General features: G+C 48.3%; 15 protein-coding genes and 1 pseudogene. 2 read left to right on the forward strand and 14 right to left on the reverse strand.

Translation table 11 applies throughout. From position 1 onward, the window contains the following. Positions 1–196: 196 nt before the first annotated feature. The 5 genes from MKX75_RS27920 to MKX75_RS27940 form a co-directional block, all read right to left on the reverse strand. On the reverse strand, positions 197–1,573 hold the full coding sequence (locus MKX75_RS27920) for an ATP-binding protein (RefSeq protein WP_339167665.1): 1,377 nt from the start codon (positions 1,571–1,573) through the stop codon (positions 197–199). Then, positions 1,570–2,322 (reverse strand): response regulator transcription factor, encoded by a 753-nt coding sequence (locus tag MKX75_RS27925; protein ID WP_339167666.1) that lies wholly within the window; start codon positions 2,320–2,322, stop codon positions 1,570–1,572. Before MKX75_RS27925 ends, MKX75_RS27920 begins: the two co-directional genes overlap by 4 nt. A gap of 55 nt (positions 2,323–2,377) precedes the next feature. Next, positions 2,378–3,022 carry an SDR family oxidoreductase gene (locus tag MKX75_RS27930; protein WP_339167667.1) on the reverse strand — a complete coding sequence of 215 codons (645 nt, stop codon included), beginning with the start codon at positions 3,020–3,022 and terminating at the stop codon, positions 2,378–2,380. Between the two features lie 321 nt (positions 3,023–3,343). Then, the gene (locus MKX75_RS27935; protein ID WP_062836730.1) at positions 3,344–4,525 is read right to left on the reverse strand and encodes an NAD(P)/FAD-dependent oxidoreductase; all 1,182 of its coding nucleotides are present in this window, start codon (positions 4,523–4,525) and stop codon (positions 3,344–3,346) included. 24 nt (positions 4,526–4,549) lie between these two features. Next, complete coding sequence (locus MKX75_RS27940; RefSeq protein WP_017691658.1) at positions 4,550–4,996, reverse strand: DUF1641 domain-containing protein; 447 nt, start codon at positions 4,994–4,996, stop codon at positions 4,550–4,552. Positions 4,997–5,681: 685 nt separating this feature from the next. Here MKX75_RS27940 and MKX75_RS27945 point away from each other — a divergent pair. Then, entirely contained in the window at positions 5,682–5,855 is a 174-nt protein-coding gene (locus tag MKX75_RS27945) for a CsbD family protein (RefSeq protein WP_076332039.1), read from the forward strand. A gap of 165 nt (positions 5,856–6,020) precedes the next feature. Here MKX75_RS27945 and MKX75_RS27950 read toward each other — a convergent pair whose 3' ends face one another. Further along, positions 6,021–7,022, reverse strand: a complete 1,002-nt coding sequence (locus MKX75_RS27950; RefSeq protein ID WP_339167669.1) for an NAD-dependent epimerase/dehydratase family protein — start codon at positions 7,020–7,022, stop codon at positions 6,021–6,023. Positions 7,023–7,174: 152 nt separating this feature from the next. Between MKX75_RS27950 and MKX75_RS27955 the strand changes: the two genes are divergently transcribed. Next, complete coding sequence (locus MKX75_RS27955) at positions 7,175–7,693, forward strand: cupin domain-containing protein (RefSeq protein ID WP_339167670.1); 519 nt, start codon at positions 7,175–7,177, stop codon at positions 7,691–7,693. A 169-nt stretch (positions 7,694–7,862) separates the two neighbouring features. Here MKX75_RS27955 and MKX75_RS27960 read toward each other — a convergent pair whose 3' ends face one another. The 8 genes and pseudogenes from MKX75_RS27960 to MKX75_RS27995 form a co-directional block, all read right to left on the reverse strand. Beyond that, positions 7,863–8,945, reverse strand: coding sequence for a DUF1835 domain-containing protein (locus tag MKX75_RS27960; protein ID WP_339167672.1), 1,083 nt, complete (start codon positions 8,943–8,945; stop codon positions 7,863–7,865). A gap of 75 nt (positions 8,946–9,020) precedes the next feature. Next, entirely contained in the window at positions 9,021–9,680 is a 660-nt protein-coding gene (locus MKX75_RS27965) for a TVP38/TMEM64 family protein (protein ID WP_083679557.1), read from the reverse strand. Between the two features lie 267 nt (positions 9,681–9,947). Further along, positions 9,948–10,382 (reverse strand): annotated as a pseudogene (locus tag MKX75_RS27970) (HNH endonuclease); the annotation flags it as partial. Between the two features lie 1,579 nt (positions 10,383–11,961). Then, complete coding sequence (locus tag MKX75_RS27975; RefSeq protein WP_145150370.1) at positions 11,962–13,137, reverse strand: acyltransferase; 1,176 nt, start codon at positions 13,135–13,137, stop codon at positions 11,962–11,964. Positions 13,138–13,419: 282 nt separating this feature from the next. Continuing rightward, positions 13,420–14,766, reverse strand: coding sequence for a deoxyribodipyrimidine photo-lyase (locus MKX75_RS27980; RefSeq protein WP_339167674.1), 1,347 nt, complete (start codon positions 14,764–14,766; stop codon positions 13,420–13,422). Between the two features lie 27 nt (positions 14,767–14,793). Further along, a complete protein-coding gene (locus MKX75_RS27985) occupies positions 14,794–15,957 on the reverse strand; it encodes a response regulator (protein ID WP_076332045.1) in 1,164 nt (387 codons plus the stop codon). Between the two features lie 99 nt (positions 15,958–16,056). Next, positions 16,057–19,152 carry an ATP-binding protein gene (locus MKX75_RS27990; RefSeq protein ID WP_339167677.1) on the reverse strand — a complete coding sequence of 1,032 codons (3,096 nt, stop codon included), beginning with the start codon at positions 19,150–19,152 and terminating at the stop codon, positions 16,057–16,059. A 240-nt stretch (positions 19,153–19,392) separates the two neighbouring features. Then, positions 19,393–19,821 carry an SRPBCC domain-containing protein gene (locus MKX75_RS27995; protein WP_339167678.1) on the reverse strand — a complete coding sequence of 143 codons (429 nt, stop codon included), beginning with the start codon at positions 19,819–19,821 and terminating at the stop codon, positions 19,393–19,395. Positions 19,822–19,958 lie beyond the last annotated feature (137 nt).

Consider the following 19,958-nt stretch of genomic DNA (forward strand, 5'->3'; position numbering starts at 1 on the left):
TTTACACAGTAACGGAGAGGACAGAAAAAACCTGAAAAAGCGAAGCGTTCGCCTTTATCCACGGATTTTCCCCTTGAGAAAAGGGAATCAAAAAATCTGGGGATAACAGCGATTGGAAGGTTGTTCTGTCATCGTAGTGTCAGTGTGAACAATCTTTAGTTCAGTTTATATAGTATATAAGAGAAGAATGAGAATTTCATGAGAGCGGCCCGTTCTGAACGGATATTGGCAAAATAATTGAAGCCTCGGTGCCTTCACCCTCGGTGCTGGTCAGTTCGATTCGTGCTCCCACTGCACCTGCAAGCTCTTTGGCAAGCGACAATCCCAGACCTGAACCACTTGCGCCTAAGCTGCGTGTTCTGGCCGGATCAACCCGGTAGAATCGGTCAAATACCTTCTCCAGCTCTTCCTCCCGCATACCAATCCCGGTATCCACGATCCGAATACGGCACTCTTGTCCCCTGGCTTCCAGCCTGACTTCAATTGCATCTTCACTATACTTCCGGGCATTATCCAGCAAAATAAACAACAGCTGCTTCAGCTTGCTCTCATCGCTGATCGCCCAGATTGAACCTGGATCTTCACACCGGACTTCGCGGTGATAGGCTTCGCGAAACGCACGTGTGGAGTCTGTAGCCAGTCTCGTGATATCCACACGCTCCAGCTGCACATTCCACTGCTCTGGCTGCTTCGCGAGCAGTAGCAGTTGCTCGGTCATCTCCCGCATGCGAACAGATTCGGACAGAATCGCCTCCACCGCTTCATCGAATACCTCGGGCCGCTCTTTTCCTCGCCGTTGTAGCAGACTGGCATAGCTCTCAATAATGGTCAGCGGTGTTTTGAGCTCATGGGATGCATCCGATACGAATCGCTCCTGTCGTTCAAAGTTAGATTCGAGCAGATCCATCATCCGGTTGAACGTCTGCCCCATCGTTTTCAGTTCATCCTTCGATCCTTCCTCCAGTGGAAGACGCTTAAATTGGCCGCTGGACTGAATGTCACTCATTGTGCGTGTCATCTGCTGGATGGGCTTGGTCATCCGATTCGCCAGAATTCGGCTCGAGATAATAGCTGGGATGAGAGCAATAATCGTAACCGCCACAAGCACGGTCCGCAGTACAGACAGACGATTCTCCGTCTCGGCAATGCTCTCGGTGACCTGCACATTCACCACCTCGCCATCAGGCCAGATGACCGGGACTGACACCCACACATAACCAATCTGTTCAACTTGGGTATACTCCGATTTCTTCTCACTTTCGTACTTATAGGGCAGCTTGCTCAGCTGCTCGGAAGCTGCTGTTGTCGTCACCGGGGAACTGGTGCCGTCCTCATTAACGATCCGGAGCATGCCGTTCACAGGCGCGTAAGCCCGTAACAAGTCATCCGGCGGAATGGAGCCGGCAGACTGACGCACTCCTTTGACAATAGACTCGGCCTCTGCTTCCACCCGATTAACCTCGTTATCAATCGACATTCGTTCAAACACGATGTAGACCGACAGATTCACCGCGATTAGCAGCACAGCAAATAATACAGACGAATATCCATAGATTTTACTGCGTAGGCTCATGACTGTTCCTTCAGGACGTATCCTACGCCCCTTACGGTATGTATTAAGGGTGGTGTGAATCCGTTATCCACCTTTTTGCGCACATAACGGATGTACACATCCACCACATTGGTATCTCCATAATAATCGTATCCCCACACGGCCTGCACAATCTGGTCACGACTGAGCACCTGACGTTGGTTTTGCAACAGATACACCAATAGGTCGAACTCACGCGGAGTAAGCTCAATGGGCACGCCATCTCGGGATATCTCTCGCGTTCCTTCATTCAGTCTCAACCCGGCAGCTGTTAACCAGCCCACCTCAGCCTCATCCTTGTGCTCCAGTGAGTCATTACCTGCATTAGGTGTGGATGAAGAAGCGGAAGAAGCAACAGACGCGACTGCACTAAGCCGTAAAGCCGCCCGAACTCGGGCAAGCAGCTCTTCAATCTGGAACGGCTTGGTGATGTAATCATTAGCTCCGAGGTCCAGGCCGGATACTTTGTCTTCCACGGAATCTTTGGCGGTGAGCATAATGATCGGAACTGTAGCATCTTTGGCCCGAACTCGCCGCAACACTTCAATTCCACTCAGACCAGGCAACATCACATCAAGCAAAATCAGATCCCATTGTCCTTCTGCATACTTCTCCAATCCTTCTGTTCCACTACCCGCCTTGCCTACCTGATATCCCTCATACTGTAATTCCAGTTCAAGCAGACGTGCTATTTTGGGCTCATCCTCTATGACCAGCACGGCTTCGTTCATGCAGCGCTCCCCCTCATCCCCATCAATTCATTCTCCCGTTATCTTACAATAATATCTATAGTTTGCCCAAGGCATCTTCAACCGGTTGCTCCCCGGCAATCAGATCAAAGGCCATCCGGTACGTCTTCTCTTCCTGTAAGGAAGCCACAATGACCCGGGCCACATCTTCACGCGGAATGCTTCCCGGCTTCAGATCTGTTCCAACTGCAATCTTGCCCGTACCCGGTTCATTCTTCAGACCACCTGGGCGAATAATCGTGTAATTCAGATCACTTGCAAACAGTACACGATCCGCGTAATGCTTCGCCACGTAATAAGGCTTGATGGACTCTGGCCACTTCTCCCGTTGATCTGCGCCATACGCACTGACCAGAATATATCTGGAGATTCCTTGCTGCTCTGCGGCTTCCATCGTTTTCACCGCACCGTCGAGATCAATCAGCAGTGTTTTGTCCTGACCGGTAGATCCGCCAGAACCCGCTGTAAACACAATGGCATTATGATCCTTCATGGCCTCAGCCAAGTCCTCCACACGTCCCTCCAGATCACCGATTACCACATCGGCACCGAGTTCCTTAAGCGTGTCTGCCTGCTCCGGTTTGCGGATCATGGCCGTTACTTTATGTTTGCCTTCCTGTACCAGCTGCTCCACCACAAACTTGCCGATTTGCCCATTTGCTCCTATAACTAAAACGTTCATACGTCATTTCTCCTCTCGGTTGCACGGACAGCTTGTTGCTGCTAACCGTTCCTTTTTATTTAGAGATGCTCATCCTATAATTTAAACGAAAGCCGGCGCTTCTAAGCGCCGGCTTCCAGGTTAAAGTCCATTCAGTACATCTATGAAATATGAAATCTTCCGTTACCCCATTAATATTCCATATACCCTATGTGGTTTATACGTGGCCTCACATCGACCCCTTCTGCCGCACCTTTTTGACGTCTGATTATCTGTGATTCTTTATAATCGTGACAACCAAAAAGGACGCCCAAAAGGGCGCCCTTGAATGTGGCATTAAGATTAGTAAGCCAGTGCGAACAAACCGTGAATGTGAGCCAGGTAACGGATGTTACTTGCTTCTTTCATCATGGTTGCAGGCAGACCTTTCAGACGAGTCTGGTTGCCACCGATCATGCCGACAGCATCTTTACGACCCAGACTTCCCAGCGTACCGGAGAATACTGGTGTGAAGGATTCCATTGCGCCACCTTTGAACATTACGCCCAAGTTGTGACCGATGGTTTCACCCATTTGCCAAGCCAATTGTGCTGTTGGAGGGTAAGGGCGAGCGCCTTCGCTAGGGAAGACCACTGCGCTGTCACCAGCAACAAACACGTCTTTGTGAGAAGTAGATTGCAGAACTTCCGTAACTTTCGCACGGCCACGATCCACTTCAATTCCGCTGTTAGCAACAACAGCGTTGCCTTGTACGCCACCTGTCCATACGAGTGTGCTCGTAGGGATGGAGCTGCCGTCTTTCAGCAGAACTTCACTTTCTTTCATCTCAGTAATCGCTACGCCAACGATGAAGTTAACGCCACGTTTCTCAAGACTCGATTTAGCACGCTCAACCAGTTCTGGTGGGAATCCAGCCAGAATGGAAGGACCAGCTTCAACCGTGTGCAGGGATACTTCTTTGAAATCGATCCCTTTTTCTTGACATACAGCAGGAAGCAGGTCAGCGAATTCACCAACAAGCTCAATACCTGTCAAGCCGCCGCCACCAATAACAAACGTAGCGTCTGCTTTGTTGCCGGACTGTTTGTAAGCATCAAGACGTGCTTCAACGTGTGCACGAATACGGTTTGCATCGCTAACCGATTTGAGCGTGAAGCTGTACTCTTGCAATCCCGGAATTCCGAAGAATGCCGTTTCGCTGCCCAAGGCAACGACAAGTGCATCGTAAGAGTATGTGGAGCCGCTGGTCATCAGAACTTTCTTCTCGTCCGGCTTGATTGTATCCACCGTATCGATTTTCAAGTTCACGTTTTTGCCACGCAGCAATTTTTCGAGTGGAAGAGCAACTGCTTGTTCAGCAATGCTTCCTGCTGCAAGACGGTGCAGTTCCGTGATAATTTGGTGTGTAGGGTAACGGTTAACGACAGTAATTGTCGCTTCTTCCGGAGACAAGTATTGACGCGCAGTCAATGCAGTCAACAGACCGCCGTATCCTCCACCCAAGATCAAAATTTGCTTCGACATATCCATCCTCCGTTCTTCTAAGTCTTAACGTTTCGGTTGTTGACGCTCGTTCAGGATGCTCAAGAAAGATTGAGCAAAACGAAGCGATTGTTGTACATTTGGATCTTTAAGCATTTTCAGCATAGCGAACAAGCCAACTGAAGTTTGCTCTGTTTGCGCACGATCATTGGCTTCGATGGCAGCAGAAGCTACACCTTTAGCTTTGTCTACAACAGGCTTAGCGAACTCGCCCATTGCGCTCATTGTGTCGCTGATCAGAACTTTGTCTGTTGCTACACTTTGTGCAAAGTCATAAGCTTTTGTCATAGCAGTAACCATTTCAGCCAATTTAGGCAGGTTCTCCACCAGAACGGTTAAAGACTCCTGTACCTCAGGCTTCATCAGTTGATCCAGAACGTCCAAGGACTGGCGCTCGGAAACGTTGGCACCTTCTGTAACTGGCACCTCTTGTTGAGTAGGCGATTGTGACATAAGAGAAAGTCCTCCTTTACTTTGGGATAGAAGTCCGCGACTTTCATGATGCCTGTCAAGCAGAGCCGAACCACAAAATACATTGAATACAACTAAATGTACCAAATTTCACACAATAGGGTGAGCGTAGCTCAGGGCCACTCCCACATCATGCATTGTATCTTGGATCTATTGCGGACAACATGTGTTGACGCACAAAACGACAAGCAGGCCGAAACCGAACTCTATACCCTTATATTACACCTCTTACACATGAACATGAAAAAGAAATTTTTTACACTTGTGAAGATATTGTGAACATTGTAACAAAATCGATTTTTTTGTCAACCCATGAAGGCAGGCTAACGCCGCCGATCCTCCTGTCCAAGATCCGTATTCCTACCACATGTGGTATTAAGACAAGATCACATATGACCAGATGTGCGATATGTACACAAGGAAGGATTCGTTTATCCAAATGTTCAGGAATTGTTTTCCAATATCACGATAATCATGCAACGAAATTGGTCACTGTCGTTATTATGCAGCGTTGGGCTCAGCCTTATTCCATCATTGAGACATCTTTTCTATTTCAAGTATGAACCTCTTGCGTCACGAATGCAAAACTTGGAACACACCCTATGCGTTTAGAATATGGACATCCCGGTTAATAAGGACTACACCAGAAACGAAGGAGATGTTCGATATGAGTAATTCAACTAGCGATAAAATCAAAGCAGGCGTAAACAAGGCCAAAGGCGAAGTGAAGGATCAGATCGGTAATGCAACCAATAACAGATCCCTTCAGGCTGAGGGTAAGAAAGACAAAGCCAAAGGTGCTGTACAGGATAAAATTGCCGACGTTAAAAAAGATCACTAAGATCCTTTTAATGTAAGGTCAACAGCACGATGATTTCGTGCAATAGATCGTTACAAACTAGCCTAACTGTCCGTGTTCGGATGAAATCTGAACATGAGACGGAGGCGCAAAAAAGCCAAGGAAGGTGTTACTCAATACACCCTTCCCTGGCTTTTTTTGTGCGTTCTATACGGCTGGAACTGCGTATCTTGCCATATCGATAATGAAACTGCGCGTTTCCCTTGTTGTATGGTATTCACGGCTGAACTGTCTTACCCACTCGGGATGTTCCTGATACCAACGGAAGGTTCTTTCCAATCCTTTTTCCAATGTGGTTTGAGGTAACCATCCCAATTCCGCTCGTAATCTGCCTGAATGCACGACCAGACTTGACCCTCTGGACTGGGTTGGTTCTTGCTCCCGAATCTCTACAGCAGCTAAGGATCGATCCATGGGTTTCAACATCTCCCCGATCTCCTGCATGGTTGTTCCAAGCCCTGTTGATATGTTGTAGACCTGTCCGTCTTTGCCTTTCAGCATGATCTGTTCAATGGCCCGGAGAGCATCATCTACATACAGGAAATCACGCACTGCCGATCCCTGTATATCCAGAGGCAGTCCGTCCAGTATCCGACCAAAGTTTCGGGGAATAATACGGTCTGGCAATTGCCATGGACCATAGAGGTTGGTCAAGCGAAAGAGTTTAACTGGAAGCTGGTAACATTGAGCGTAGGAGTGAGCAATCATTTCACAGGCGACTTTGGATGCGGAATAAGGCGAGACGGGGGCATAAGCATCGGATTCATGATAGACTCTGCCCCAATCACCGCCATACACTTCAACAGATGAAGCCAGCAAAACAGGGACGTGATGTTCGGTCGCATATTGTAGAATAGCCTGTGTGCTAAGTGTATTATTGCGAAAAACTTCCCCTGGCTGATGATACGAATAATCCACATGAGGCATGGCTGCCAGATGAATAATATAATCTGTTCCTGGAGGCAGATGAATCCGGTCCGATGCAAGGTCACAACAGATGAACGGCATGTCATGTAGAGGAGAGACGTGAACAAGCCTCTGACAATAATCATCCCGATCCAGAAGAGTAATTCGATGCCCCTTTTGCGCCAAATACTGTGAAAGATTAAATCCCACAAATCCAGAAGCTCCTGTAATCACAATGTTCACACACGATTCCCCCTTGCGATTTATACAACGAGTGCATTGAAGAGAGTATATGTACTGAGTATAACCTTAAAATGATACATTTTGTATCATTTTACAATTGTTTTTTGTTCGTTCTTGAGGTTATCGGTTAATTTATAGGGAGGTGATATGAGATGAATGAACGGAAACAGAATATAGAGACGTTATTCCTTCAGGAGAACGGTGTGATTCCCAATCATCCGACCCTGCCTGTGCTCTTGTATAAGAACGTATGGGCAGAAGAGGCCCTTCATGCAGAATCGTTGTTGAATCGTAATGGATGGGGAAACAGCTGGTTGAATGGTGTGTTCAATTATCATCATTATCATAGTAATGCTCATGAGGCTCTTGCTGTGGTGAGCGGATTCGTGAAACTGATTTTAGGCGGAGAAAATGGACAAAAAGTTTACCTTCAGACAGGCGACGTTGTCGTGCTTCCCGCTGGAACTGGGCATAAACGTCTGGAGTTCAGCACGGACTTTCGTATTGCCGGTGCCTATCCCGGCGGTATGAGTTACAACACACGCACAGGTGAAGAAGGGGAGCTGCGGAAGGCTCTGCAGGAAATCCGAGAGGTTCCGATCCCAGATACCGATCCGGTCTACGGGGAAGATGGACCGCTAATGGAAATCTGGAATGGGAAGAAGTCATAACAGAAATGAAAATGATGAAGAAGAACGTTATTGTACAATGCACGAGAGAAGTCGGTCCAGTATTCAAACATGAACAAATAGACTGTCCCCCGGACAAGTAGGAGAATCATGCCGGAGTACAGTCTATATGTTTTTCTTCAATCTCTAATGTATCGCACGCCAGTAACTTTTAGTTCCGCTCCTTACTCGCAAGTCGGACACCATAGGATCTCATCGCATGTGGGATACCTTCCATCTCCAGTCGGCCCTGCAGCACAAGTTGACGTATTCGATATTCAATAAATGCGTCTCCCACAGTTTGTTCTAAATATCCAAGTACTTCACCTACAACACGGGCACATATTATAAATTCATCTGATTGTCTGGTTAACGTAAGATCTCTCACCTTTTGCATAATGAAATCATCAATTCCGTCCTCGGACACGCTATGAATCTTACTATCCTTCATTATTCGCAGATGGCCTGGTTGTTTAGAGAGAAAATTCCACTCTTGCTCCATCTGCTTGCGTTCTTCTGAAGACACCGGCTCTGCATTTACACAATGGTTCCACATGACTAATAACTTCTCAGAAACAATCTCTCCTGTTCTCAAAACATCATACTCAATGTCAGGGTTATGGAATAACTCCTGATACAGTGCACTTGTCTCGATCAGATAAACAGGACTCTTCCTGTTACGCAGCAAATGAATAGCATACAGAAGACCCGTTTTCTCATGGGCGTTATTAGCATACCAAATGGTTATTCTAGTCTCTTCATCAATGGAACTCATCACGTTTTTTAATTGAATCATTTCATCTACGCCTTTGATAGCGTATTTTCCGTGTTCACTTAAATGAAGTCTCTCCAGCAACCAGAGGTGTCTACGTTGTAGAACTATCTTATCAGTGAGATCCCCCAACGGCCCTATAGCATAGTAGTCATTCATAGAATAAAAACGTCGTGCCAAGCGTCCAGGAACACTACCCATGGCAACCTTAATGCTACCCAACGGTGATTCACCAATCGCTATATGAATTTCACGCGGCTTCTGTGTATCAAGCATTTGCTGCTCAGCTTGCTTCCGATTCCTCTCCTCGCCTAACCCCTCAAAAATCCGCTGTACACTCACTGCGAAATCAACTGAATGTTCTTCTGTCTGATGACTAACTGCCATGTCCGCGCTAAAATAGAGCATACGCAATAATGATCGAAGCTCTTCTTCATTCATGCGATATAATTCTTTATCAAAATCAAAGACATTTTCAATCATACTAATCCCCCTTTAAAAAGGTTCATCTCCGGGTAATTCATAAATACCACACAAATATACCATTTTTAACCCAAACTAGGAGGAAATCGATTTGCCAGTTGGTTGATTCAGATCATTCAGCTCTTCGCCATCTGACGATGAACGGGTAAAGTGTCGCTCCAGTTTGCGGCTTGCCCACAGGGATACCGCAATGAACAGCAACACGCCTACCCAGCGTACAGGGTGCTCCAAAAATTGTTCCACATTGGAACCGATATACGTAACAGAGAAGATCATGATCGCTTTACCACAGCCCACCGCAAGCAGGAAGGATAACAAGCGCATTCGTGCGATACCTGCTGCCACATTAATAATGACAAACGGACCTACCGGGAAGATGCTCAGCAGGAAAACATAACCGAACGCGTTCCTCCGAATCCATACCATACTGCGCTGCACACGAGGTTTGCGTGCCCATCGCTCTACAAAAGCCGATTTCCCGATCTCCCGTACGATCAGAAATGTAACGGTGCAACCGAGGACCATGCCGATCCATGAATATAAAAACCCTGCCCACAGACCGTATACCGCACCGTTCACACCCACAATCAACAACGTTGGAAGTGGCGGCACAAATGATTTCATAAACGTAAGCAAAATTCCCGGTAACGGGCCCAGGGAGCGAAACTTCTCTAGCCAGAAACGAATATTTTCTTCCGTAATATAGGACATAATGTCCAATGCTGCCGGGGTCATCTGCATCCATCCAATCTATACAGTCTACGTTCTCAGGTTTGATGTTCACTATACATTTCATCATTCATATGGATGATGAAGCTTCTTTAGCAACTCCCTCCCAGTATAACGTACATCTTCGATGAACACCGTTGTCAATTTGAAGAAATTATTGCACAGCGAACTGACTTCCACTCCAATCAAAATTAAATCAAAAAAGCACACCTCGACCTCTTGTGGTCTTGGTGTGCTCTTCATATCGAAACCCCGATCCTTCTTTGGGGGTATTTATCCTTCTTCCAGCTGCGCTTCCTGCATGGCCAGTTCAAGCAGTTCTGCCTGATGGGCAGCATTCCACTCAGGAATACCTGAGTTCATGAACTCTTCGGCATCCATCGCCGCTTTGGACTGGTTGCACAGATTACAGGCGCAGACACAGTTAAGCGGGGTAGTATGTCCACCTTTGGCACGTGGCAGCAGATGGTCAATCGTATCTCCATACGATCCACAGAAGTAACAGGTGTAGTGATCCCGGGTCAGAATATACCGCTTGAAATCCTTGTTGCTGAACAATCGGCGAATCGTGTACCGATTGACCACCACAGCAGCTTTTTCCTTGACCAGCGTAACCGCAAGCTCCATGTCCACTTCCTGATGCCAGCGCCTGCCCTTGTCCGTCTTGCCGCGCATCCGCACCATGCCTTGCCGGTTGGTCCGGAGCGAAGCCGGATCTTCCGGGTCAATAGCTACCGGGGCCGCCGGCGTCTGACGACGGGGACGACCGTCCATGCCAGCTGCGTGACTGCGGCTGGCATGCGCGGGTCGCTGCCCGGATGTACCGCGGGCAGCGTCTTCGCTGTTCGCCTTGGGCGCACGCTCCTTGCGCGCCTGGCCCGGCTTGGACCCTGGCGAGCCAGGCTGGCGCACGGGCGCAGGAGGCCCTGCCTCCGCAGCAGCCCCCGGCGCTTGCCCAGGCTCGCGCCTGGCGGCGGCAGGCTGCGCCTCCGCCGCCGAAGGTGCAGCGACCGTGGTGGCATCGCCACGGTCGCTCAGGGCCGGCGCATGGGCCTCAGCAGCTACGCTGCGGGCCTGCCCTGCGCCGGGCGCGAGCGCGGCAGCACGCTTGCGGCGCCGCTTGCGCTTGCGTTTGGCTGCGGTCGGTTGATCCGCAGCCATGGGCTCTGCTGCCGGGCCTTGCGGCTCAGCCGGCAGCAGAGCTTGGGCCGCCGCAGCCTGCTTGGCGGCCTGCACAGCAGCGCCTGCCCGCTGTGCAGTGCCCTTAGCATTCGCAGCAGCATGGCGCTGCGAATGCTCTTCCCCACGCCAGCGCTCGCCTGGCTGTGGCTCAGCTGGTTCAATCAATACCTCATCTGCCGAGCCATCATGCTCTAAGCTCGGTTCCGCTTGCTCATTGCTTGTCAGTCCCTCTGAACGCTTACTCTTCCTCCGTCTTCTCCGCTTCTTCCGATTACCAGAAGAAGAGACTAAGGAAGTCACCAAGTCAGCATGTTCATCGTCATTCGCAGACGTCGAGCCTACTGACGATTGAGACACCAGATGTCTGTCTGAAGACGACTCGGTAGCAGATCCCTGCTCCCTGCCATGAGAGATCCGATCCGCTTCATCTTTCACAGAGGCAGACGGTCTATTAGTAACATCACGTGTCTCCAAGCCACCTCGTGGATGCCTCATCCGTTCATTCGTTTGCCCGCTCATGCTTGAACCCGCATCATGATCAGCCTGTCCACCAAGCTGTCGACAGCTACGGCAGGCTCCCCGTCTGGCTCCGGGACCTGCCCGCTTTCCGGTTCTGCGCCGGAATTCGGACATAGGTCGCTGTTGTCCGCAATACATACATGTCTTGGTCGGTCGCGCTTCTTGTTCCGTCTTTCCTTGCCGGAAAGGGGCTGGACCCGTCTCCATGTTGTCACCTCGGTTCCGTATGAATCCGGTTTCTTTCTATTGTATCACATCTGCTCGCGAACACCCTCATGGCCAAAGGCCTGATAATCTTTCGAATTGTACTCCTGAGTCTGTTCATTGCATTCGTGAAGAATGTGTTCCACATATTCCAATATATCTTGCATCGGTCTCCCGCATTTTTCGCATGTTGTCATTATTTTCACCTTAATCCTGTCATCCATAATGTATTATCGTTCCGCCTTATGATTACCCCTCGTACATATAAAAGAAACACTCGTTCCCCACTTCTCGCATATCTGCATACATAAAAAAACCGCTTCCTGCTCTCCCCTAAGGTCGACCAAGAAACGGTTTATTATTCCTATATTGTAAATGTATCTCAACGAACATCCAATTGCCCCGAGTTCTGTTGTGGTGCCAGACGTGGTTTCGGTTTTGGCAGATTGCCGAAGATCACCCATGCATATGGAACGAACCTTGCCGTCAATCCAACGACGATCCACGAAGCGATCAGAGCTACACCAAATCCTCCGGCATACCACAGATGCACTAACCAGGACACTCCTGTTTGCGGCGGATAATTCCGATACACCAGCAGGAAGAATGGATGAATCAGATAGATACCAAAGGACAGTGCCCCAAGCCGATTCAGCGGCTTAACGATCAGAGACGGCCCTTTGCGGTAGAGCAGATAAGCAATCTGGATGAGTACGAGCGCACAAGCAAAGGTATGCACATTCCAGAAGAATTCATACCACAGCGTGTTATACGTTGCGATCTTCAGACGCAGCTGATAGTAGATGTACACATGACCCAGCCCGGCAATGATCCACACCGCCCAGAGCAGAATCCATGAAGCTATGCGCCCTTTAGTGGCATTGGCCCGACTGATGACGAACCATTGCTTGATTTTAGGGAAATACACCCCGATGAATGCCCCCAGCATGAAATAGGAAAAGTAAGAGAACGCCCAGCTTCCCTTATTAGGGACCTGGAATCCATATTTATTACTTACGATAAACGCCCATTGAATCAATAATCCAATCGGTACAGACCATTTGACCACGGAAGGATACTTCTTGAGCAGCCATAACACCAATGGGAATAACAGATAGAATTGCATGTTAATAAACACAAAGTACAGATGCGTATAGGCTTTACCCGTAAACAATTTCGTAATGAAACTTACAGCCGATTCGCCGAACGGTCGGCCCTGATAATGCGTGAAATGCAGAATAACAAAATACATCAATGAAAACAGGAAATACGGAAGTAAAATATACACAAATCTTTTCTTGTAAAAATTACTTACGAGTTTCTTGTCCAGCGGACGGGAATAATAATTATAGAACAGCACGAAACTGCTCATAAAAATAAAGGTTGGCGTACCATATTTCATAAAGATATTAATAAAGTTGTACAGCCAATAATAGCCCGAACCGGTCATGTCCACCGTCGCGTAAGAAGTGGAATGCACGCTCAGTACGCCGATAATCGCCATGGCACGTACCAGATTCAGCTCCGGAATTCGCTCTCTTTTCAGTGTTTCACTCATGTTTAAAATTTCTCCTTCATTTGTTCGTCAATATGTCAGATATGACTTAATACGATAAAGCTCTCTATCTATTAAAAGGCATAATGCTTAAGATGGGTAGTCCATTTTCTTAACAATTCCTAAATTTTCATCATATTTCACACTATTTTCATGTCTATATATGTAAAAAAGACCGCGAGTACGCGGTCTTTGGAACATCCTGATTTCAACCAAATGATTGTTGGTTCAACCGGATGAGATTGGTATATTTGGGTGTGGGCATGAACCAGCCCCTGACTCGGTCTACTTCTGGCGGCTCGCCAGAATCTGTTTGTACACGTCAATAGCCACCTGTCTCGATGCCTTCAGATCGACAATGGCATCCTTGCGCGGCTGATGGATGTCCTTGCTATGCAGATCCTTCAACTCAGGCAACCACTTCCGAATATAATCACCTTGCGGATCATACTTCTCGGATTGTGTTACCGGATTGTTCACGCGAAAATATGGAGCTGCATTCTCGCCAAGCGAAGCACACCATAGCCAGTTACCGCGATTCTGAATGTTATCATAGTCACGCAGCTTGCGCCTGAAATAAGCTTCACCCAAGGTGAACGGGCATTGCAGGTTTTTGGTGAGAAACATCGCCGTAAGAATCCGAAGCCGATTCGGCATATGTCCGGTTTCGTTCAGTTCCGTCATCGCTGCATCAATAATCGGAATGCCTGTCTCCGCCTTGCACCAATGTTCGAAATGACCATCATGAAGAGCCGAGAGATCATACACCTTTTCATATGTAAAATAGTGACTCTCATAGACCGCCCGATACAGGTAGAAGTCGCGGAAGCACAACTGTCTGATCCATTCCCCAGCCTCTGCTGTGCGACTCGCTGCATCATACATCTTGCGAATGGATACGGCCCCCACAGCTACGTAAGAACTGAGATGGCTCGGTTCGTAAGCCTCATATTCGTCCCGATGCTCACCATATTCAGCAATCCGATCCGATAAGAATTGATCCAGCAGCAGATGCGGGTCCTCTTCATCCGAGCCACTGGACTCCAGCAACTCCGGAGGTACCTTCATCGCATCCGGCCATTCAATCTGTCGATCACTCACCTTCAGTTCTGCAATCGTTGTTGCCGAGGGAGGATTGGGATGTTCATTCATGAATTCCACCCACCGCCGATGGAAAGCCGCAAATACTTTATAAGGCTCCGACTTGCCTGTAAAATTAGCAAATCCATTTAGATCCATCAGCAAATGATCCGTAAGTTGCGTGAACGAAACCTCATGCGCCTCACTGACTTTGCGTATGGCCCTATCCCGCTCGATTGCATATGGTGTCATGTCCCGGTGGACCACAATCTCCTCAATCTCGCCTTTGAATTCGTTCAGGATGAAATCAACCACTTCAGCCGGTTTGCCATAAGCAACATGCAGTTTTCGTTTGGCTTCAACATACTGCCTGCCTAATTCCATTGCATGCTGCCTAAAATTCACACCGCTGTGTTCCTTCTCTCGGCCTTGCCGCAGGAGGAATGGATCATAGATGAGAACATGCACACTCTCTTCTTCGTGTTCCCGCAAATAATCGAATGCAGCCAGATCATCCGTACGCAGATCTTTGCGGTGTATGAATAGCTTCATTCCTCATCCTCCTGTCTGAAATTACATTTATTTGTCCGTCAGGTTCTGATATAACCTGCTTGTTTCGGGCTCCGGCTCATGTCCCAAATCTTCATCCAGGGTTAATGTAAATGAATGATATAAACGAAGTATGCCTTGTTGATCATCTATGGATGCATACACTTCCATCATGAGTCGACAGATTTCTTCCGAATAAGGCTCCCGTTCCTGCAATATCGTTAATGGCTCAATCGCTTCCCTACCTCGACCATGCATCATGTCCCATCTCGCGATATCCATTACCAGACCTGTATACTTGCGTCTGAGTTCCCTTGCTTTGGCCTGCGCCCAGTGATAATCATGCTCTTCCAGATAATCGGCACGATAGAGTGGAATCATATGTCTCAGGTCATCAACGTTATCCGAGGTGATGGCAGTATAGACCATGGCTTTTTCGAATTGTTCCACATCACTCACCAGATTGCCTGATAACAGACGATAGCGGTTCATATTGTACTCCAGCTTGCCTGTCATGTTCCATTCCTTAAGCAGCTTTCGAATCTGGTACACGGAAGTATGTAGATGGGTTAGTCCCTTCTCCTGGGAAACATCACCCCACAGCTTATCCAGCAGAATCTCTTTGCTTACCCACTCTTCCCTGTGATGAAACAAAAAAGCAAACAATTCCTGCGATTTGGTTGTACGCCACTTATGCTTCTTTGCACCCTGATCCAGAGTTCTATAGATATCCAGATGTTTGAACGTAAGCAGCCCCGGCACTTCGGTGTCCAACTCCACAGATACAGATTCCGATTCCTGCACCTCCGCGGTGGCTGCAACTTGGGAATGATGCGACATGATGCCCGCAATCCGATCAATGGTTTTGGCTAATCGTGTGGAGCTTACCGGTTTCAGTACATAATCCAGTGCATGCAGCTCGAATGCCTCTACCGCATGATCCGCGTAAGCTGTCACAAAGATAATACGAATACTCTGATCCAATTGCTGTATATATTCAGCCGCTTCCAGGCCATTCATCTCCGGCATTCCGATGTCCAAAAATACAACATCCACACGTTCGTTTGCCAGAAAATGAAGACCATCGCGTGCTGTTGAAAAACATTGCACGGGTGTAATTCGTCCGTCCGTTTGAAGTAGGCGCTCCAGATGAAGCTGCGCTGGCTTCTCGTCATCAATCACAATGGCTCTCACCGTTCATTTAGCCTCCTGCCATGAAAGATTCAATAGGAATACCGTTTTTATCGGCATCCGCTTATTAGTCTGTTAACCATAATTGCTCAACTCGGCACATTATTTGGAATAATTCACCTTTTGTACAGGGATACGGAATCGGATCTGCGTACCTTGACCCACATGGCTATGAATCTCCAGTCCCTGACCATAGAGAGACATCAGGCGACGGTTTATATTTTGCAACCCGACACCTCCTGGACCTTCAGTTCGTCCAGACTTCACCTGAGCCATACGCTCAGGGGGGATACCGACGCCATCATCCTGAACCTGGACGACCACATACTCGCTCTCTTTGAAAATTCTAAGATGAACTGTCCCGCCTGCTGCCCGCTCCATTACGCCATGGCGAATGGCATTCTCCACAAGCGGTTGGATGCTGAGAGGCGGCAGATACAGATGCACATCCGGTTCCACCTCATACTCGACCACCAGTCTTTCCTCAAATCTGGCCTGTTCCAGATGCACATAAGACTCCACCAATTCCAGTTCTTTGGTCAAAGGAACAAGCTGCTCCCTGTTCTGGAAGTCAAAGCTTCCACGCAGGTAATGACTCAATTCAATCAGCAGATCGGTTGCTTTGTCCGGATTCACTGCACAGGTCGCGATAATGACATTGAGTGCATTGTATAGAAAGTGCGGCTTGATCTGGGCCTGCAAAAAGGCCATCTCGGTCCGAATAGCCTCCTGCACAGAACTCCGCATCTCAATTAACGTCCGAACCCGGGCACGCAATTCACCGGCATCCACCGGTTTGCTCAGGAAATCATTGGCCCCCGCCTGGAACCCATGCTTGATATCCTCAGGCAACCCTCGGGCGGTCAACATCAGAATCGGTAACTCTGACAAGGAACTGTGCTCACGCAGTTTGCGACATAACTCAAGCCCAGACATTTTGGGCATTGTCCAGTCCGTAATGACAAGATCAATGGACGGGAATTCTTCACGGAGTTTCAATGCAGTGGACCCGCTGTCCGCCGCAATCACACGATACCGTTCCGTCGATAACAGGTTAAGCAATACCTGTCGATTCACGGGATCATCGTCTACAATCAGAATCGTGTGCTCCGCTTCCGTAAGATTATCCGGCTCATCTGACTCTCTTGTCACCAGTTCCTTCGTCCCTGCCCCATGTGCAGCAACATATCGGGCGGCAGCTGGTTTTAACTGAGACTGTAGCAGCGGTAACTTCATAACAGGCAAGGTAAAATGAAAGGTAGAACCTTGCCCCGGCTCCGATTCAACCCAGATTTCACCTCCGCCAAGCTCAACGAGTTTCCGTGTAATACTCAGACCCAGTCCAGTTCCATCATTCAATCGCTCAATCGTCCCGTTACTCTGCTCATACGCCTGGAAAATATCCTCCTGTTTGTCCAAGGCAATGCCTACCCCCGTATCAGCGACCGATACCTTCACCCGATCCCCTTCAACACTGGCGTACAACCGAATCTCACCTTGCTCAGTGTACTTATAGGCGTTACCCAGCAGGTTATACAGAATCTGCCGAAGGCGATCTTCGTCTGCCTCAACAAGCGGCAACGACTGGGGCCATTGCTGAATCAGTAAAACCGGCTTGTCCTCGAACGTGAAACCCGAGACTTCAACTACAGTACGGGCAACCGATTCCAGATCGACAGCTACCCGTTTCAACTCAATCTCACTATTTTTCAGTTTGGAAAAATCCAAAATGTCGTTAACCAACAGCGACAGCCGCTTACCGGTTGCTGTAATCATGGACAGATTCTTGGCTTGCTTGGGTGTGACCGCTCCAGCTGCCCCTTCCAGCATCGATTGTGCAATATTAATGATCCCGTGCAGCGGAGTTCGCAGCTCATGAGACGTGTTCGCCATGAACTCGTCCTTGAGACTGTCAATGGCAAGCAAACGCTCCGATAGAGCCTCCACGTCACGGAATGATTGTGCGAAGCGGATTGCCGTCACAATCATCTGGGCAAATACAAATAATAAAAGTTCAATCAGCGCAAAGAACGCTGTATCTACAGCAGTGAACGCACCGAGCGTGTGCAATACAACAACCATGAGTATGCTCATCATGCTTACCAGTGCAAAATGGCTGTCATTCGGTCGTCCTTTTAACCAATAGAACATCGCTCGCAGCGTATAGAACATAACAACAAGCGAGATCAGTAACATGGGAAGCTCAAAAGAAGAGAATAGGGTCGGAGGGAGCGTTAGGCCCACAATGGTCTGGGCAATGATTAGCACTACAGCAAGACGAACAAACCACTGATGAACTGCCCCTGGTACACGAGCATCCATATATCGAAGCAAAAAGTAATAAGCAAAGGCTGAACTAAGAAGCTGAATCCGAAGCATTTCATTGTTAGTCAGGAACGGTACAAACGTTCCCAGTAACTTCTCCCCATGGGTCAAAGCGTAAAGTGCACCGGAAAGACTGAATAATCCGAGATAATTCAGTTCCTTCTCACTACGCCGCAACCGAAACAGTAGCAGGAAGAAGCCAGCGGGCAAGATAAAGCCGAACAAGGTCATCAGATCCTTGAGCCAGTCCTGTTGTTGGCTTTTCAGGATGCTATGCTCGTCTCCAAATAGAATGGGTGCCACAATGCCCCCAGACGAGTAACTATAATTTGATACTTGAATAATAATGTCAGCCGTGTTGCCCTCAATGGACGTGAATCCCGTAAAGGGCAGATTTAATTGTACATCCGTATCTGGGGTCATTCCCGGCAGTCCTTTACCGCCAATCTCTTTACCATCGATAAATACCCGGTGGGCCATACGTATATTCTGCGTGCGTATGCCGTAATCGTTTTTCATCGTTCGGGCTGTAAGCTGGACTTGCAGATGGTAGGTTCCGTACCCATGTGCTTGCCCCAGAGATTTGTTCCATCGGGCCGGAACTTGAGTGCCTGACGAAGGCGGCAATGGCTTGCGACCGGATACACTTGCTTCAATATCTGCCGGACTGAGCAACTGCCCAGGATAGAAATCCCAGACACCCTTTAGCGACGCTGGACCCTTGCGATCAAAGTCCCACTGGGTCAGGTCAATTCTTCCATCCGCAGCCTGGGGGTTACTCCGCTCACTAATTAACGTCTGGGCAATCCAGCCCAGTGGAACAATGACAATGCATATGAAACTTATGGTCAGCATAATCCAGTGTTTTCTCATCTATGTATTCCTTCCATCCACAATGGCGAGAGACGTCTAATTTTGTCGATTTATCACTATAATTCATGTTACACGTTTCTGGTGCTCACGGAAATAGTTTCCGTATCATAATCGGTCAACTTCGTTATAATTTGAAGGATTTCTATCTGTTTCCGCCAGATCTTGGTACACCAAGGAACCTCAGGCCGAATTTCACCGGAATGAACGGGCAAAATGGCCTGAGGTTGATTAAATGAAGATTTATTTAACAACTTGAGCAAGCTTCTGAACGATTCCGACCCATCCCTGTTCCATACGTTCGCGTACGATGGCGTGGGCCTGTCCAAATTCAGTCAGTTTATCCGCATCCCAACCACTGTGAATCAGTGTGAAATCCGTACCTTCCGGCTGTTCATTCAGTTGAAACGTCAACGTCCAGTCCCTTCCCCAGCGAAAAGATAATTTCTCTAGCGGTAGAACTTCCGTCACCTGACAAGGCGATTGACCGAAGGGGCCCGCTTCCAATATAAACTCGTGACCCTCCACGGGTTCCAGATTGCCTGCCATGAACCAGGAACCCAGTCCTTGCGCAGTCGAGACCGTCTCCCATACCTTCTCTATAGGTGCATAAAGCAATCGTTCCTGACGGATATCCGGCAGTGCACTTGATGAACTTGATGATGAATCCATTCGTATCACCTCCTTAATACATTTCATTTCGTATAACTACTCGAATAGAAGTTGACCTCCGCTTTATCCCCACCCTATAATTGGAACATATTACATAAAAGGTGCGTGATTCCTATGATAGTCTGCTCTGAAAAATC

Origin of the sequence: Paenibacillus sp. FSL R5-0341 (assembly GCF_037975235.1) — a bacterium.
In the GTDB taxonomy this organism is placed as follows: Bacteria; Bacillota; Bacilli; order Paenibacillales; family Paenibacillaceae; genus Paenibacillus; species Paenibacillus amylolyticus_A.

What these genes read in the sequence shown, in the direction of transcription:
- MKX75_RS27920 (WP_339167665.1), bottom strand. Translation starts at nt 1,573, where the DNA reads ATGAGCCTACGCAGTAAAATCTATGGATATTCGTCTGTATTATTTGCT.
- MKX75_RS27925 (WP_339167666.1), bottom strand. Translation starts at nt 2,322, where the DNA reads ATGAACGAAGCCGTGCTGGTCATAGAGGATGAGCCCAAAATAGCACGT.
- MKX75_RS27930 (WP_339167667.1), bottom strand. Translation starts at nt 3,022, where the DNA reads ATGAACGTTTTAGTTATAGGAGCAAATGGGCAAATCGGCAAGTTTGTG.
- MKX75_RS27935 (WP_062836730.1), bottom strand. Translation starts at nt 4,525, where the DNA reads ATGTCGAAGCAAATTTTGATCTTGGGTGGAGGATACGGCGGTCTGTTG.
- MKX75_RS27940 (WP_017691658.1), bottom strand. Translation starts at nt 4,996, where the DNA reads ATGTCACAATCGCCTACTCAACAAGAGGTGCCAGTTACAGAAGGTGCC.
- MKX75_RS27945 (WP_076332039.1), top strand. Translation starts at nt 5,682, where the DNA reads ATGAGTAATTCAACTAGCGATAAAATCAAAGCAGGCGTAAACAAGGCC.
- MKX75_RS27955 (WP_339167670.1), top strand. Translation starts at nt 7,175, where the DNA reads ATGAATGAACGGAAACAGAATATAGAGACGTTATTCCTTCAGGAGAAC.
- MKX75_RS27960 (WP_339167672.1), bottom strand. Translation starts at nt 8,945, where the DNA reads ATGATTGAAAATGTCTTTGATTTTGATAAAGAATTATATCGCATGAAT.
- MKX75_RS27965 (WP_083679557.1), bottom strand. Translation starts at nt 9,680, where the DNA reads ATGACCCCGGCAGCATTGGACATTATGTCCTATATTACGGAAGAAAAT.
- MKX75_RS27975 (WP_145150370.1), bottom strand. Translation starts at nt 13,137, where the DNA reads ATGAGTGAAACACTGAAAAGAGAGCGAATTCCGGAGCTGAATCTGGTA.
- MKX75_RS27980 (WP_339167674.1), bottom strand. Translation starts at nt 14,766, where the DNA reads ATGAAGCTATTCATACACCGCAAAGATCTGCGTACGGATGATCTGGCT.
- MKX75_RS27990 (WP_339167677.1), bottom strand. Translation starts at nt 19,152, where the DNA reads ATGAGAAAACACTGGATTATGCTGACCATAAGTTTCATATGCATTGTC.
- MKX75_RS27995 (WP_339167678.1), bottom strand. Translation starts at nt 19,821, where the DNA reads ATGGATTCATCATCAAGTTCATCAAGTGCACTGCCGGATATCCGTCAG.